Genomic DNA, 12,860 nt, shown 5'->3' on the forward strand with positions numbered 1-12,860 from the left:
ATCGCCAGTCTTGGCTAGCCAGTTGGGCTGGATTTGCCGGAAGGGCCGATGGACGTCCCGTGATGCAGAAAGTTGGTAGAGGTAGAACGCGTAGGTACCGACAGATATAGCCCAATTCGCGCCAGACAAGTGCGGAGCGAATTAAGGCTTAATCCATTGAGCCCTTTGGGGCACTTGAAGCTGATTCTCGCAAAAAGGCCCAGCCGGCCATCTGGCTAGCTGGGCCCCTTCGCTGATCATCCTTAATGGAAGACTGTCTCAAAGCCTTCAGGCTGCAGTCTTTTCCTCGTCGTCCTTGTACAGGTCCTCGCGCGAGACCTTCTTCTCGGTCACGTTGGCAAGCTCGAGGATGAAGTCGACGACCTTGTCCTCGTAGATCGGCGCACGAAGCTGGGCCAGCGCTTGAGCATTGCTGCGATAATAGTCCCAGACTTCCTTCTCGCGGCCGGGCATCGAGCGGGCGCGCTCGATCACGGCGCGGCCGACCTCGTCGTCGGTCACGGTGATCTTGTTCTTCTCGCCGATTTCGGAGAGCACGAGGCCGAGCCGCACGCGGCGGTCGGCGATCTTTCGGTACTCTTCCTTCGCCTTCTCCTCGGTGGTGTCCTCGTCGGCAAAGGTCTTGCCGGCGGAGTCCATCTCGGCCTTGACCGAGTTCCACATCAGATTGAACTCCTCGTCGACGAGCGAGGGCGGCGCCTCGAAGCGATGCGCCTCGTCGAGACGGTCAAGCAGCGCGCGCTTGACGCGCTGGCGCGTTGCACCGGCGTATTCGGCAACCAGCCGCTCGCGCGCGGCTTCCTTGAGCTTGTCCAGCGATTCCAGGCCGAGCGTCTTGGCGAACTCGTCGTCGATGGTGAGATCCTGCGGCGCCTCGATCAGCGTCGCGGTGGTCTCGAACTCGGCCGGCTGGCCGGCGAGCTTCTCGCTCATGTAGTTCTTGGGGAACGACACCTTCAGCGTGCGCGTCTCATTGGCGCCGATGCCGATGAGCTGCTCCTCGAAGCCGGGGATGAAGGTGTTGGAACCGATCGCGACCTGGATGCCCTCGCCGGCACCGCCCTCGAAGGCTTCGCCGTTGATGGTGCCCTTGAAGTTGATGGTGACGCGGTCGCCCGAGGCGGCCTTCGCGCCCTCACCCTTATCGGCATAGCCGCGGTTGGTGTCGGCGATGCGTTTGATCGCTTCGTCAACGTCCGAATCGGAGACGTCGGCGACGGGCTTCTCGACCTGGAAGGTCTTGAAGTCGGCGAGCGCGATGGCGGGCACCACTTCGATCGCGACCGTGTAGGTCAGGTCGGTCTTGCCATTGAGCAGCTCCTCGACCTCGGCCTGCTCGGTCGGCATGGTGATCTTCGGCTCCGTCGCGAGCTTGAAGCCGCGCTCAGAGAACAGCTGGGTGTTGGCGTCGCGGATGGTCTGGTCGATCGTCTCGGCCATCACCGAGCGGCCATAGACCTTCTTGAGGTGAGTGACCGGCACCTTGCCCGGGCGGAAGCCGTTGAGGCGCACCTTGTCCTTGAGGTCGACCAGCTTGGCGCCAGCCTTGGCGTCGAGATCAGACGCGGGAACGCTGATCGTGAACTCGTGCTTCAAGCCTTCCGAGAGGGTTTCTGTGACCTGCATGGCGTCCAATCTTCTTCTCGTTCGGTCCCGGCACGCTCGCGCGTCGGGACGCTGTCATCAATCGGTCCGGCGCGCGAGGCCAATGCCCCTGCGCCGGTGGGTTCAATTAGAACCAGCTCCATACGGAAAAACATCCGCAAGGAGCAGGCCCTTCGGTAATCCGTGCAAACGCTGAAAGCGCTTGGTGCGGGCGGAGGGACTCGAACCCCCACAACTTTCGTCACTGGAACCTAAATCCAGCGCGTCTACCAGTTCCGCCACGCCCGCGTAAATTTGCATCAAGACCGGCCGCGATGCCGCGAGCGGCGGGCTTATAGCATGTGCCCGCCTGTTCGCAGCAAAAAAATGGCCTGATGGAGGCACTCTCCAAGTAGGCACGATGGCTGGACTTATCCAGCGCGGCGTGGTCCGGATCGCGGCTATGAAACCGCGGATTTTCAACCCGAGCAGACGCGAAGTCCTGGTCGGCCTTGGGGCCTCCGCCGCGGGCCTGCTTGGCGGCGGCGCAGCACCAGTCGTGACCACCCAGCTTGCGCTCCAGGCCCGCCCTGCGACCCTGGCTCTGAGACCGGATCAGCCCCCTGCACCGATCTGGGAGCTGGCCGCCGTAAGCCATCTCGGCAACGTCCATCTTAGGCGCGGCGACCGCTGCGAGGTGACCTTCCGCAATGCCCTGCCTGTCCCGCTTGCGCCAGTCTGGTACGGCCTTAATGGCGCAGCAGCGGCCGATCCCCTGCGGGGGCGCGCGCCGACCGCCCCGGACGCAACCGAAACATCAATCATTTCAATATCAAACGCCGGGACTCTGGTAGCCGACTTTCGCCTCTTTGAAGACCGCCTGAAGCAGCCTGCACGCCCGCTTCCTGTCATTGCCGAGGAGACCAGCCGTATCGCCGTCGATCGTGACGAGGTCCTGCTGATCGAAGAATGGCGCATGAGGCAGGACGGCACCGCGCTTCCGCCGGGCCAGGATCCCAGGGATACGACCCCGCTCTACACACTGAACGGGCGGACTTCATTCGAACTCTCAGCCGCAGTCGGCGAGCGGCTGCGGCTACGCTTCATCAACGGCTCGCAACGCTCTGTTCTGGCGATCAAATTGGAAAGCAACGAGGTTCAGGTGATGGCGCTGGACGGACAGCCCGCCGAGCCATTCCCGGCCCGCAACGGCGCCCTGGTGCTGGCCCCCGGCGCCCGCGCCGACGCCTTTGTCGATGCAGCCACATCGGCCGCGCTCGTGCTGCATGACGGCAAGGAGGCGCGGCCGATCGGGCGTCTCACGATCTCGGGCAAGCTGGAGCGACGCGCGGCCCTGCCGCCGCCACAGCCTCTGCCTTCAAACGACCTTCCCGAGAAGCTCGATCTGAAAGGCGCCCTGCGGTTCGATGTCGCGCTCGGCACCCTCGACGATGGCTGGACCCGGACGACCAATTTCTCCACCGCCTCGGCCCCCGCCTTCCGTGCCAAGGAAGGCCGGACTGTCGTGCTGGCTGTCAGGAACCCCGCCCCTGCGACCACCGTCTTCCACCTGCACGGCCACCATTTCCGCTTGCTCGACCGGCTCGACGATGGCTGGAAGCCCTATTGGCTCGACACGCTCGCGATCGAGCCCGGCCGGACCCAGCGCATCGCCTTCGCCGCGACCTCACCGGGGCGATGGCTGATCGAATCCGTCGTGACCGACTGGGCTGCGCCGCGGCTGATGCGCTGGTACGGGGTGGAGTGAGCTAGCGGTTCAGCCGTGCAGCCTGCGCACGGGCGACGACATCATGAGCGTGCGCAATGTAGGCCTGGTCTTCAGTCTTCTCGGCTTCTTCCACAAAGACGGCAATGGCCTCATCTGTCCGTAGATCGTCGGCAGGATCGTACGTAGTCAATTCATCGGCCATCTCGAACCCTCGCGGAACCGCGTCGGAGCATCAGTAATCGATCCCGAGCGCGTTATAGATCCGCCGGTGCACGGCCGGTAGCGTCTCGGTCAGATCTTCGGCAATCAGCCCCGGACCTGCTTCGCTTCCCGCCTCGCCGTGCATCCAGACGCCGATGCTGGCGGCCTCGAACGCCGGCACGCCTTGCGCCAAGAGGCCAGCGATGATGCCGGCGAGCACATCGCCGGCACCCGCGGTCGCGAGCCAGGGCGGCGCGTTGGCGGCGATGGTGACGCGGCCGTCGGGCGCGGCGATCGTGGTGTCAGGGCCCTTCAAGAGCACGACCGCGCCGGAGCGTTCCGCGGCGGCGCGCACGCGCTCGAGCTTCGAACGTCCCGGATATTTGTTGCTGAGGTCGGAGAACAGCCGCGGAAACTCGCCCTCGTGCGGCGTCAGCACCACCTGGGCCTCAGCCGCGGACTTGATCGATTCAAACAACCGCTCGGGATTTGCGGCAAAGCTCGTCAGCGCATCCGCGTCGAGCACGACATGGCGCTGTGCCGAGATCGCGGTGTGAACGATATCGCAGGTGCGCTCACCGACGCCGGCGCCGGGACCGATCATGCAGGTGTTATAACGCTTGTCGCCGAGCAGTTCGCCGAACTCGACCACGGTGTCGACGGGGCGAACCATCACGGCGGTCAGCGCGCTTGCATTGATCGCGAGCGCATCGCGCGGCGTCGCGAGCGTCACGAGGCCCGCACCAGCGCGCAACGCACCTCGGGCGGCAAGCCGCGCAGCCCCGGTCGCGGCGCCATCACCGGAGACCGCCAGCACGTGCCCCCTTGCGTATTTGTGGCCATCGATGCGCGGCACCGGAAAGGCGGCGCTCCAGAAATCCGGATCGTTCTCAAAGATCTGCGGCGCGATCTCGTCGAGCACCTGCGCGTCGATGCCGATGTCGGCGACGCGCACGCGGCCGCAATGCATGCGGCCCGGCAGCAGCAAATGTGCGGGCTTCTTGCGAAAGAAGGTGACGGTCTCAGTTGCGTTCACCGCAACGCCCAGCACGGCCGCGCTGGTGCCGTTGATACCGCTCGGCAAATCGACCGCCAGCACCGGCGCGCCATTGGCGTTGATCGCCTCGATCATCGCCCGCGCCTCGCCGTCGACGGGACGGCTGAGACCTGCGCCGAACAACGCGTCGACGATCAGAGCAGGTCTTCCGATCGCCTGCGGATTGAACGGCAGCACCGGGTGCTTCCAGCCGCGCGCGGCGGAGGCTGCGTCGCCCTGAAGCTGATCGCGCTCGCACATCAGGATGACCGAGACCTCGCGGCCTTGCGCGGCGAGCTCGGCAGCTGCGACAAAACCGTCACCGCCATTGTTGCCGGGGCCAGCCACGATCAGGATCGGCCCCTCCTCCACAAGTGCATTGGCGGCTTCGGCGACCGCCTGGCCGGCGCTCAGCATCAGCTTGAAGCCAGGCGTGCCGGCCGTGATGCTGAGTTGATCAGCCCGCTGCATTTCGGCGGTGGTTAGAACTTCCATGCCACTTCCCTGATCCAAACGCCTTTTGAACAGGCACGTTCCGTGCCGATCCACCCCACGAAACAACGATCTGCACAAATATTGAACTGTTTGCCTATTTCGTAGTCTGCGGTATTTTGAACCGATCGGCTCCACCTATCAGAGATGCTCGTTAAAAGGCTGATAACGCTCCAATAATCAGGGCATTTGCAATTTGGCATAGACCCTGCTTTCGAGGAAGCCGCTTCGGTTCGTCGTGCTCACTGGTGTTATCTGGGTGTGGCCGGCCGTTGTTGCCGGGCTGGTCAGGTCCCGGCATAGCGAAGACAAGATCGTGCGTGAGAAAAGCGCATCCTGACGAAGACGTTGCTATTTGATCGAAAGGCCGGGAGGCGCGCAGTGAAAAAAATCGAAGCCATCATCAAGCCGTTCAAGCTCGACGAGGTGAAGGAAGCGCTGCAGGAAGTCGGCCTTCAGGGCATCACCGTGACCGAAGCCAAGGGTTTTGGCCGCCAGAAGGGCCACGCCGAGCTCTACCGCGGGGCAGAATACATCGTCGACTTCTTGCCCAAGGTGAAGATCGAGATCGTGATCGGCGACGACCTGGTCGAGCGCGCGATCGACGCGATCCGCCGCGCCGCGCAAACCGGACGCATCGGCGACGGCAAGATTTTCGTCTCCAACATCGAAGAGGCGATCCGCATCCGAACCGGCGAATCCGGGCTGGACGCTATCTGAGCCGGGTGCTATCCCGCATTTTGCGACACTCTGAAAGAAAAAAGGCTGCTTCGGCGGCCTGATTTCGTTTGTGCGGTTGCGCTAACTCGCCGAAAGCGAGAACGAATCTGCTCACCTGGAAACCGACCCGCAGAGCCAAAAGGGGTATGCATGAAGACCGCCAAAGACGTCCTGAAATCGATCAAGGACAACGACGTCAAATACGTCGACCTGCGCTTCACCGATCCGCGCGGCAAGTGGCAGCACGTGACGTTCGATGTCAGCATGATCGATGAGGACATTTTCGCCGAAGGGACGATGTTCGACGGCTCCTCGATCGCCGGCTGGAAGGCGATCAACGAATCCGACATGTGCCTGATGCCCGATCCGGTGACCGCGACGATCGATCCGTTCTTCGCCGAGACCACTATGGTCATCACCTGCGACGTGCTCGAGCCGACCACCGGCGAGCCCTACAACCGCGACCCCCGCGGCATCGCCAAGAAGGCCGAGGCGATGGTGAAGTCGATGGGCGTGGGCGATACCGTCTTCGTCGGCCCCGAAGCCGAATTCTTCGTGTTCGACGATGTGCGCTTCTCCTCCGGCCCCTACAACACCGGCTTCAGGCTTGACTCCTCGGAGCTGCCGACCAACACCGACACGGAATATGAGGGTGGCAATCTCGGCCATCGCATTCGCACCAAAAGCGGCTACTTTCCGGTCCCGCCGCAGGACTCCGTGCAGGACATGCGCTCGGAGATGCTCGGCGCCATGGCCAAGATGGGCGTCAAGGTCGAGAAGCATCACCACGAGGTTGCTTCCGCCCAGCACGAGCTCGGCATGAAGTTCGACACGCTGACGCTGATGGCCGACCATTTGCAGATCTACAAATACTGCATCCACCAGGTCGCGCACATCTACGGCAAGACCGCCACCTTCATGCCGAAGCCGGTCTTTGGCGACAACGGCTCGGGCATGCACGTCCACCAGTCGATCTGGAAGGACGGCAAGCCCGTGTTCGCCGGCAACAAATACGCCGACCTGTCGGAGACCTGTCTTCACTACATCGGCGGCATCATCAAGCACGCCAAGGCCATCAACGCCTTCACCAACCCGTCGACCAACTCCTACAAGCGTCTGGTCCCGGGCTATGAAGCCCCCGTGTTGCTCGCCTACTCCGCGCGCAACCGCTCTGCCTCCTGTCGCATCCCCTACACCGCTTCGCCGAAGGCCAAGCGCGTCGAGGTGCGCTTCCCCGATCCGCTCGCCAATCCCTATCTCGGCTTCGCCGCGATGTTGATGGCCGGCCTCGACGGCATCAAGAACAAGATGGATCCGGGTCCGGCGATGGACAAGGACCTCTACGACCTGCCGAAGGAAGAGCTGAAGCAGATCCCGACCGTCTGCGGTTCGCTCCGCGAAGCACTGGAAAACCTCGACAAGGACCGCGGCTTCCTCAAGGCCGGCGGCGTGTTCGACGACGACTTCATCGACGCTTACATCGAGCTGAAGATGACCGAAGTCGCCCGCTTCGAAATGACCCCGCACCCGGTCGAGTTCGACATGTACTATTCGGGCTGATCGGCCCGAACAGGGCACGACAGGCAGAAGGCGCTCCGAGAGGAGCGCCTTTTCGTTTTGGCGCATGATCCGGAAAAGCTTAAGGCTGCAGGACCTTCCGGCTACGGTTGCTCACGCCGCGGCATCAAATGATCGAGCAGGCCCGTCGGCAGCGGAAACACGACGGTCGACGACCGCTCGCCCGCGATGTCGTGCAGAGCCGCGAAGTAACGCAGCTGCATCGCCTGCGGCTCCTGTGCCAGAATGCGGCCGGCCTCGACGAGCTTTTCGGCGGCCTGCTGCTCGCCCATGGCGTTGATCACCTTGGCGCGCCGCAACCGCTCCGCCTCGGCCTGCTTCGCGATCGCGCGCACCATGGTTTCATTGATGTCGATGTCCTTGATCTCGATACCCGTGACCTTGATGCCCCAGACGTCGGTCTGCTTGTCGAGGATCTCCTGGATGTCGGCGTTCAGCTTGTCGCGTTCGGCCAGCATCTCGTCGAGATCGTGCTTGCCGAGCACCGAGCGCAGCGTGGTCTGGGCGAGCTGGCTGGTCGCAGCCATGTAATCGCCAACCTTGATGATGGCGCGCTCGGGATCGACGATACGGAAGTATAGGACGGCGTTGACCTTGACCGAGACGTTGTCGCGCGAGATCACGTCCTGTGGCGGCACCACCTGCACCATCACCCTGAGATCGACCTTGACGAGCTGCTGCACGACCGGAATGAGGATGACGAGGCCCGGCCCCTTCACCCCGGTGAAGCGGCCCAGCGTGAAAATGACGCCGCGCTCGTATTCCCTGAGGATGCGAACGGCCTGGGTGAGAAACATGACGACGAGCAGCGCAAGCACCGCATAGATCGAATATTCAATCATCAGAGTTGACCTCCCTCGCCGCCGGCCGGGCCCGGACGCCGGACCACCAGCGTCAAATCGACGATATTGGCGACCTCGACCGTCTCGCCCGGCCTGAAGCTGTCAGCGCCGCGCGCCTGCCAGCGTTCGCCATGCGTAAAGACGTGACCTTCGGTCTCGTTCCAGTCGAGGACCTGGGCCGACAGGCCGCGCATGGCTTGCGCGCCGACCCGGGTCGGGGCGTTGCGGGCGCGCCGAAGCGCGCCGAGCACGACGAGAACAAAGCCGGTGAACATCGCCGCGACGACGGCGATGACCGACCATGACAGCCGGTAGCCCGGCGCTTCGACCCGGACCAGCATGAGCGCTCCCAGCACGAAGGCGACGACGCCGCCAAGACCGATCACCACGGTTGGACTGAACGCCTCGATAGCCAGCAACGCGATCCCGACCAGCATCAAGCCGAGGCCAGCATAGTTGATCGGCAGCAGGTTAAGGGCATAGAGGCCGACCAACAGGCAGATCGTCCCGACCACTCCCGGGGCGACCGCACCGGGCGACACGAACTCGAAGATCAGGCCGTAGAAGCCGACCATCAGGAGAATGAAGGCAACGTTGGGATCGGTGATGACCGCGAGAAATCGGGAGATCCATCCGGGGTCGACGACTTCGACCACGGCGTTCTTCGTCGCAAGCCGTTGCGTCTTGCCGCCTGCGACCTCGACCACGCGACCATCGATTTGCCTCAGCAATTCGGCTGGATCGCGCGCGACGAGATCGATGACCTTTTCCTGCAACGCACCGTTGGCCGAGAGCGAGGCGGCTTCACGGACCGCCTTCTCGGCCCAATCGGCGTTGTGATTGCGCAACTCGGCAAGGCTGCGGATGAAGGCGACGGCATCGTTCGTCACCTTTGCCGTCATCGCGTCTTTCGGCTCAGCCGTCTTGTCCTTGCTCTCCTTGTCGGGTGTGCCGCTCGGCAGGCCCGGGAGCGGACCGCCAATCTGCACCGGCGTCGCGGCACCGATGTTGGTACCGGGCGCCATCGCCGCGATATGGGTTGCATAAAGAATGTAGGTCCCCGCGCTCGCCGCATGAGCGCCCGAGGGCGCGACGTATCCCACGACAGGAACGGACGAACCAAGCACATCCGCGATGATCTCGCGCATGCTCGAGTTGAGACCGCCGGGCGTGTTCATTTTCAGAATCACGACCTCGGCGCGCCGCGCGGCGGCCGTGGCCAAGGCCTCCTTCACGTAGCTCGCCGACGCCGGTCCGATGGCTCCGTCGATCGTGACAGTGAGTGCAAGACGGCCGTTCTCCTCCGCCGCACCGGGAAGGAGGCAGAGAGCAAGAGCGACGACGCCGATCGCCGCTATGAGGGCCGCCTTCATGATCCACACGGCAAGGGCTCCCTTGCCAGACATATGGTGGTCGGTTCGCGAACCTCAATGCAGCAGTGCGCGTGGCCCCGCTGCGATTGTGCGATGCAATGGATGGATCGAAGTGCGGGGTGCTGACGCGGGGTACGTTCATCCCGTCGTTTTTTGTTCTGCGTCTGACTCCATTTCGTTCTCAAAGAACGAATCGGAATCGCGAAAATCGGCGCGCACCAATTCTTGCTGATTGGTTTATCCTGCCCAAGATATCGCGAGCGTAGTTCGTAGATGGGTAGCGCGACTTGTCGGCCGTAGCTCGAAGAGCGAAGGCGGATGCGAAACCCGTCATGCACGGTCGCCTTCACCTCACTTGTCCGGAAAATTTACTCCGATCTCCGTCACCACCGGCAACCATTTCGCCAGCCGCACGTCCGGCTCCACTGCGCAATGTCGACGCGGCCAAAAGATCTGCGCCTACGCCGCCGCCCTCTGCTTCGCCACCATCGCTTCGCCAAACGCCTCGAACAGCTTGCGATTGATCGGATTGCGCTGCGGGTCGTATTCGGCGTGCCATTGTACACCAAGCGCGAAGGTCGGCGCTTCGGCGATGCGGATCGCCTCGATGGTGCCATCCTCGGCAATGCCCTCGATCAGCACGCGCTTGCCGGGATCGAGGATGCCCTGCCCATGCAGCGAATTGACCCGGATCTTCTCGCAGCCGAGCAACTTTGCAAACGCGCCGCCCGGCGTGAGGTCGACGTCATGACGGTCGGCGAACACGACGGTCGGATCGGGATGGATCTCGCCATTCTCAAGCCTGGGCATGCGGTGGTTCATGCGGCCCGGGATTTCGCGGATCTCGGGGTGGAGCGAGCCGCCGAACGCGACATTCATCTCCTGCAGGCCCCGGCAGATGCCGAACAGTGGGATGCCGCGGGCGACGCAGGCGACCGAGAGCGCCAGCGCGACCTCGTCGCGATGGATGTCATAGGGCTCGTGCTTCTCGCAGGGGTCGACGTTGAAACGGGTCGGATGCACGTTGGCACGGGCGCCGGTAAGCACGATGCCGTCGACGGTATCGAGCAGTGCGGCGATATCGGTGATGTCAGGCGAGCCCGCGAACATCACCGGCAAACCGCCGGAGACCTCGGCCACGGCGCGCAAGTTTCGCTCGCCGACCATCTGGACCTGAAATCGATTTTCGACGCGATGGGCGTTCCCGATCACGCCGACGACCGGCTTTCTCATCTCCCGTTCCGACCTCCCGCGTTAAGAAGATTCTCCAAGCATGCCCCTCGGATGGAACAAATTCAACAGAAGGGATCGCGGGACGGCAATGCTATTTTCGCGCAAATGCGCGCCCCTGGGGGCACCCTGCGCGCCCGCGGCGGTGGCCCTGGCGGCCGCGGGCGCTTCAATCCGGCGCGCGGTCCCGGCTTGTCCCCGGTCAGGTTTCACGAAAGAGTGCTTCGGCCTGCTCCGAAAAGGACATGATGTGACCGTCTCCAGAGATCAACTGCCCAAAAACCGCTCCGATCTCGCCTGGGCGATTACCGTCGGCGGCATCGGGGTCGTGCTGTTCACCGCGGCGCTGGTCTTCACCTGGTATTTTGCGGCCACCCTGCTCCTGATCTTCACCGGCATGCTGCTCGGCGTCAGCCTGAACGCGCTGACCAACGCGCTCGGCCGCCGTGTGCACCTGCCGCACGCGGCGCGGCTTGCGATCGTCTGCATCGTGCTTGCGGCCCTGCTCGCGGGCGTCGCCTATCTCGGCGGCGCAACCGTCGCCGAGCAGGCCTCGGTGCTGAGCAAGACCATCAAATCGCAGATCACGAACGTCCGGTCTTTCCTCGAAAACCACGGCATCGACACCAGCGTTTTCGATCTCGGCAACGCCGCTCCCGCGGCCTCGACCGACGCGACGTCGACGCCCTCGCCTGGCCCGAACGCGTATGGGCCATTGCCCGGCGCAGGCGCGCTCGCCTCCAGCGGCGGGGCGATCGTGAGCCAGACTTTCAAGCTGCTGTTCGGCGCGATCAGCGCCGTCGGCAACATCTTTATCGTGCTCTTCCTCGGGCTGGCCTTCGCCGCGCAGCCCGGCGTCTATCACGATGGCCTTCTATTCCTCGCACCGGCCAAACATCGCATCCGCGCGACCCTCATCATCGATCGCATCGGCGAGACGCTGGAGCGCTGGCTGATCGCGCAGATCATCGTGATGATCGCGGTTGGAATCGTGACCTGGATCGGACTTGCCATCATCGGCATCCCGGGCTCGTTCATCCTGGGGATTCAGGCCGGCCTGCTCGCCTTCATCCCGACCGTCGGCGCCATCATCGCCGGCGTCGTCGTGGTGCTGGCGAGCCTCGCCTCGGGCTGGATTCCAGCGCTCTCCGCGCTGATCCTGTTCCTCGGCGTGCACGCGATGGAGAGCTACGTGCTGACGCCGATCCTCCAGCGCCAGGCGCTGGACATTCCGCCGGCCACGCTGTTCGCGTTCCAGATCCTGCTTGGCGTCGTCTTCGGAATCTGGGGCCTGGCGCTGGCGCTGCCACTCGTCGCCATCGCCAAGGTCATGATTGACCATTTCAAGACGTATGAGACGCCGCCTCTTGCGGAGGCGGCTTGAGGCCGCCTCAGGTCGTCAGCACGGTCTCGGTGTGCTCGACCTCCGGGGGCGAGGCAAAATACTGGCCGACGAGCCCGCGCCATTCCGTGAAATTCTCGGAGCCGCGGAAATCGACGGTGTGATTTTCCAGCGTCTCCCATTTCACCATCAGGCGGTAGCGCTGCGGCTTCTCGATCGATTTGTGCAGCTCGAACCCGTGAAAGCCCTTGGCGCGGCCGAAGGCGGCCTTGGCCTTGGCGACGGCGGCCTCAAAATCCTTCTCGCTGCCCGGCTTGACGTCGATTTGCGCGATCTCGGTGATCATCGGTTTCCACCCCATTTGTTTGGTGGCCGTATTTACCGCAGCCGGGACCAAAGAAAAAGGCGCCGGAACGGCGCCCTGCCCGGCCGAAAATGCGGCGCTCTCAGGCAAACAGCAGCACGGTGCCTGCAACGACGAGCGCGCAGCCGAGAAACAGCGCGATCGGCCAATAGCTGCGGCTCTGCGTGTAACGTCCCTGGGCGCGGCGCTCGGCAATCAGCGCAGTCTCGTATTCGTCCGCGGTCGAGAACAGACAGGCGAAGCCGCCGCGTGCCGAGGCCGCAGCGGCTTCGAGCGACATCAGGGCAGCTTGCGGGTTCTGTCGACGGATCGATTCCATGACCGCAATGGTAGGAACCGAATGGTAAACAGGGGATTACCGCGAAGCCC

The 12,860-nt window shown here is 63.6% G+C and carries 12 protein-coding genes and 1 tRNA gene; 4 read left to right on the forward strand and 9 right to left on the reverse strand.

Going from position 1 to position 12,860, the window contains the following annotated elements:
- Positions 1 to 267 precede the first annotated feature (267 nt).
- Together tig and ACP2YP_RS22215 are read right to left on the reverse strand one after the other, a co-directional pair.
- Positions 268 to 1,626: a trigger factor gene (tig, locus tag ACP2YP_RS22210; protein WP_426418487.1), complete on the reverse strand. Its 1,359-nt coding sequence runs from the start codon at positions 1,624 to 1,626 to the stop codon at positions 268 to 270.
- Between the two features lie 182 nt (positions 1,627 to 1,808).
- Positions 1,809 to 1,893: transfer RNA gene (locus tag ACP2YP_RS22215), tRNA-Leu, on the reverse strand.
- A gap of 154 nt (positions 1,894 to 2,047) precedes the next feature.
- Here ACP2YP_RS22215 and ACP2YP_RS22220 point away from each other — a divergent pair.
- The gene (locus tag ACP2YP_RS22220) at positions 2,048 to 3,352 is read left to right on the forward strand and encodes a multicopper oxidase family protein (RefSeq protein ID WP_426426226.1); all 1,305 of its coding nucleotides are present in this window, start codon (positions 2,048 to 2,050) and stop codon (positions 3,350 to 3,352) included.
- Between the two features lies 1 nt (position 3,353).
- On the opposite strand, the gene ACP2YP_RS22225 is transcribed toward ACP2YP_RS22220, so the two are convergent.
- Together ACP2YP_RS22225 and ACP2YP_RS22230 are read right to left on the reverse strand one after the other, a co-directional pair.
- Positions 3,354 to 3,515 carry a hypothetical protein gene (locus ACP2YP_RS22225; RefSeq protein WP_426418488.1) on the reverse strand — a complete coding sequence of 54 codons (162 nt, stop codon included), beginning with the start codon at positions 3,513 to 3,515 and terminating at the stop codon, positions 3,354 to 3,356.
- A gap of 30 nt (positions 3,516 to 3,545) precedes the next feature.
- The gene (locus tag ACP2YP_RS22230; protein ID WP_426418489.1) at positions 3,546 to 5,045 is read right to left on the reverse strand and encodes an NAD(P)H-hydrate dehydratase; all 1,500 of its coding nucleotides are present in this window, start codon (positions 5,043 to 5,045) and stop codon (positions 3,546 to 3,548) included.
- Between the two features lie 378 nt (positions 5,046 to 5,423).
- On the opposite strand from ACP2YP_RS22230, the gene ACP2YP_RS22235 reads away from it, so the two are divergent.
- Entirely contained in the window at positions 5,424 to 5,762 is a 339-nt protein-coding gene (locus tag ACP2YP_RS22235; RefSeq protein WP_007603495.1) for a P-II family nitrogen regulator, read from the forward strand.
- A 150-nt stretch (positions 5,763 to 5,912) separates the two neighbouring features.
- On the forward strand, positions 5,913 to 7,322 hold the full coding sequence (gene glnA, locus ACP2YP_RS22240) for a type I glutamate--ammonia ligase (protein ID WP_027529914.1): 1,410 nt from the start codon (positions 5,913 to 5,915) through the stop codon (positions 7,320 to 7,322).
- Between the two features lie 101 nt (positions 7,323 to 7,423).
- On the opposite strand, the gene ACP2YP_RS22245 is transcribed toward glnA, so the two are convergent.
- The 3 genes from ACP2YP_RS22245 to ACP2YP_RS22255 all read right to left on the reverse strand — a co-directional run bounded on the left by ACP2YP_RS22245 (position 7,424) and on the right by ACP2YP_RS22255 (position 10,788).
- Positions 7,424 to 8,185, reverse strand: a complete 762-nt coding sequence (locus ACP2YP_RS22245) for a slipin family protein (protein WP_426426227.1) — start codon at positions 8,183 to 8,185, stop codon at positions 7,424 to 7,426.
- Complete coding sequence (locus tag ACP2YP_RS22250) at positions 8,182 to 9,555, reverse strand: NfeD family protein (RefSeq protein WP_426426229.1); 1,374 nt, start codon at positions 9,553 to 9,555, stop codon at positions 8,182 to 8,184. The genes ACP2YP_RS22245 and ACP2YP_RS22250 overlap by 4 nt, the downstream gene beginning before the upstream one ends.
- Before the next feature lie 459 nt (positions 9,556 to 10,014).
- On the reverse strand, positions 10,015 to 10,788 hold the full coding sequence (locus ACP2YP_RS22255; protein WP_426418490.1) for a gamma-glutamyl-gamma-aminobutyrate hydrolase family protein: 774 nt from the start codon (positions 10,786 to 10,788) through the stop codon (positions 10,015 to 10,017).
- A gap of 247 nt (positions 10,789 to 11,035) precedes the next feature.
- On the opposite strand from ACP2YP_RS22255, the gene ACP2YP_RS22260 reads away from it, so the two are divergent.
- Positions 11,036 to 12,169 (forward strand): AI-2E family transporter, encoded by a 1,134-nt coding sequence (locus ACP2YP_RS22260; protein WP_426418491.1) that lies wholly within the window; start codon positions 11,036 to 11,038, stop codon positions 12,167 to 12,169.
- A gap of 7 nt (positions 12,170 to 12,176) precedes the next feature.
- On the opposite strand, the gene ACP2YP_RS22265 is transcribed toward ACP2YP_RS22260, so the two are convergent.
- The gene (locus ACP2YP_RS22265) at positions 12,177 to 12,473 is read right to left on the reverse strand and encodes an antibiotic biosynthesis monooxygenase family protein (protein WP_063996121.1); all 297 of its coding nucleotides are present in this window, start codon (positions 12,471 to 12,473) and stop codon (positions 12,177 to 12,179) included.
- Positions 12,474 to 12,573: 100 nt separating this feature from the next.
- Positions 12,574 to 12,810: a hypothetical protein gene (locus ACP2YP_RS22270; RefSeq protein ID WP_426418492.1), complete on the reverse strand. Its 237-nt coding sequence runs from the start codon at positions 12,808 to 12,810 to the stop codon at positions 12,574 to 12,576.
- Positions 12,811 to 12,860 lie beyond the last annotated feature (50 nt).

The organism is Bradyrhizobium genosp. A (assembly GCF_049949275.1).
Taxonomy (GTDB): domain Bacteria; phylum Pseudomonadota; class Alphaproteobacteria; order Rhizobiales; family Xanthobacteraceae; genus Bradyrhizobium.